Source organism: Allobosea sp. TAB14 (assembly GCF_052113865.1).
Lineage (GTDB): Bacteria > Pseudomonadota > Alphaproteobacteria > Rhizobiales > Beijerinckiaceae > Allobosea > Allobosea spartocytisi.
In genome coordinates, this window is record NZ_JBFRDQ010000320.1 from 1 (window position 1) to 2,373 (window position 2,373).

4 protein-coding genes are annotated in these 2,373 nt (G+C 65.0%); 1 reads left to right on the forward strand and 3 read right to left on the reverse strand.

What is annotated here, in order from left to right; genetic code table 11:
• Nucleotides 1-409 precede the first annotated feature (409 nt).
• Entirely contained in the window at nucleotides 410-799 is a 390-nt protein-coding gene (locus AB4Y99_RS27080) for a DoxX family protein (RefSeq protein ID WP_038366781.1), read from the forward strand.
• 81 nt (nucleotides 800-880) lie between these two features.
• Here AB4Y99_RS27080 and trxA read toward each other — a convergent pair whose 3' ends face one another.
• The 3 genes from trxA to AB4Y99_RS27095 form a co-directional block, all read right to left on the reverse strand.
• The gene (gene trxA / locus AB4Y99_RS27085; protein ID WP_441525515.1) at nucleotides 881-1,201 is read right to left on the reverse strand and encodes a thioredoxin; all 321 of its coding nucleotides are present in this window, start codon (nucleotides 1,199-1,201) and stop codon (nucleotides 881-883) included.
• Nucleotides 1,202-1,317: 116 nt separating this feature from the next.
• Nucleotides 1,318-1,974 (reverse strand): DUF1345 domain-containing protein, encoded by a 657-nt coding sequence (locus tag AB4Y99_RS27090; protein ID WP_112763841.1) that lies wholly within the window; start codon nucleotides 1,972-1,974, stop codon nucleotides 1,318-1,320.
• Nucleotides 1,971-2,373: PD-(D/E)XK nuclease family protein (locus AB4Y99_RS27095; RefSeq protein ID WP_441525516.1), on the reverse strand; the 403-nt coding region annotated here is incomplete at its 5' end. The genes AB4Y99_RS27090 and AB4Y99_RS27095, both read right to left, overlap by 4 nt.

Below are 2,373 nucleotides of genomic sequence, written 5' to 3' on the forward strand. Positions count from 1 at the left end.
GCTCGGGCTCGGTCCGGGCCGGAGCCCGCTGGAATCGTGTCGGGCGATCGTCTGGAGAAAGGCGCATGTCACCGTCGTCGCGGCTTTCGCCGCGCCCAGAATCAAAGGAGGGCTCGCGCCGCTCGCCTCGTGAAAGCCGGTCGTTCATCCTGTCCCGTTCGGCCGCTAGCCCGCCCTTCAAGGCGGTCAGGCCAATCAGAATTCAAACATGGCGCTTTTAAGGGTTCGTAAAGCGTGCAGTGCGGCAAGGATAACACAGTCGTCGCGGGAACGTGATTATTTTGCAAATGCGCAAACGAGGATGAGCCCGTTCGGGATGTTGCGCAAAGTCGGAAGCCCTGCCTAAAAGCCGAGCAGGAAACGCGCATGAACCCGCCGCCCACCACCGCTTCTTCGACAGAGGATCCAGATGACTTCCCTCAATCGCTATGCGCCTCATATGCTTGGCCTGCTGCGTATCGTCACCGCGCTGATCTTCATCGTGCACGGCGCGCAGAAGCTCTTCGGCTTCCCGGCCCCTCCCGGCCCCAGCCTGCCTGCGGTCTTCACGCTCTACTGGTTCGCGGGCGTGCTCGAATTCGTCGGCGGCCTGCTTGTGCTGGTCGGTTTCCAGACCCGGATCGTCGCCTTCATCCTCTCCGGCCAGATGGCCTTCGCCTACTGGATGGCGCATGCGCCGAAGAGCCTCTATCCGGCCCTGAACGGCGGCGATGCGGCGATCCTCTACTGCTTCGTCTTCCTCTACTTCGTCTTCGCCGGCGCCGGCGCCTTCGCGATCGACAAGGACAGCCGCGCCTGAAGCCGCTGTAGTCCCCCGAATCGAAAAGGCCCGCCTCCTCATGGAAGCGGGCCTTTTTTGATGCGATCGTTGAAAAGCGGATCAGACGGCCGCAGAGATCCAGCGCGAGAGATCGCTCTTGGGAGCGGCGCCGACCTTCTGGGAGGCGAGCTTGCCGTCCTTGAACAGCATCAGCGTCGGGATCGAGCGGATGCCGAACTGGGCCGGGATCTGCTGATTCTCGTCGACATTCATCTTGACGATCTTGACCYTGCCGTTGAGCTCGGTCGCGATCTCCTCGAGCGCCGGGCCGATCATGCGGCAGGGGCCGCACCATTCCGCCCAGAAATCCACAACCACCGGCTCGGAGGACTTGAGGACATCGGCCTCGAAGCTCTGGTCGGTTACCTTGCTCGTTGCCATGACTGGCCGCCTTTCGGTTTCAATGGGAGGCAATGCCACCCYTCGCAGCGAAGCTATGAACGACCGCCCCTTCGGTCAARGCGCGTGCATCGCAGGGCAGAGGCGAGGTTGACGCGTCACGATCCCCCCGAAACCAGGCTTGCCCCGACATTGATCGCCATCGCCAGGATCGACGTGTTGAAGATGAAGGTCAGGACGGAGTGCAGCAGCACGACGGCCCGCGCCTCGCGCGTGGTCACGCCGACATCGGAGGTCTGCGAGGTGCAGCCGATCGTGTAGGAGAAATACAGGAAATCGATATAGTCCGGGTCGCCCTTGCCCGGAAAGCCGAGGCAAGGCGTGGTCTTGCCGCCGCGATAATAGATGCTGGCATAGTGCAGGGCGAAGAACGCATGCAGCAGCGTCCACGAACACAGGATCGTGGCCCCGCCGAGCGCCAGATGCAGGCCGCGATCCGGCGCCGGCACCGCCCCGATGCCGGTGAGCTGAAGCACGATGGCGACCAGGCTCGCGCTCGCCGCCAGGCAGGCGATGATGAGAATCGCGAAGGCGCCCTCGTCCTGTCGCTCGGCGCGCGCCCGGATTTCATCGACGCTCTCGGTGAACATGGTCGAGGCGAGCAGAACGAGATAGAGGACCGTGCCGACATCCCAGGCGATCAGCAATCGCGTCGCCCAGCGCCAGTCGCCGGGCAGCAGGACGGTGAGCCCGGCGCCCGCGGCCAGTGCCACCAGAAGCCGTGGGCGCAGGAGCAGCGACGGCAGGAGTTTCATGGGCGGGATCCAGCAGGGAATTCGACCGTAGCGTCCGGCGCCGCCCCGGCCAAGGTCGCGAGCGCCGCCGAGAGGCGCTCAGCGGAAAACTCGAAGCAGGCAAGGTTCGCCGTATAGACCACCAGCGCCCGCACCTGCCGGCCGGGATAGATATCCGCCAACAGCGCGGCATAGGCAGCAAGCTGGGCCAGCGTGCCGGCGGGAATCGCCTCGATGCCGCGCGGCGGGTTCGCCGTCGTCTTGAAATCGGCGACGATCACGCTGTCGGGCGTCACTGCCAGCCGGTCGATCCGGCCCGAAACGGCCCGCTCGATCCCGCCCGGAAGCCGGATCATGCCGGCGACCGGAACCTCCGCCAGCGCCCCCTCGGTGAAGAGCGCAGCGAGATCGGGCACCGCC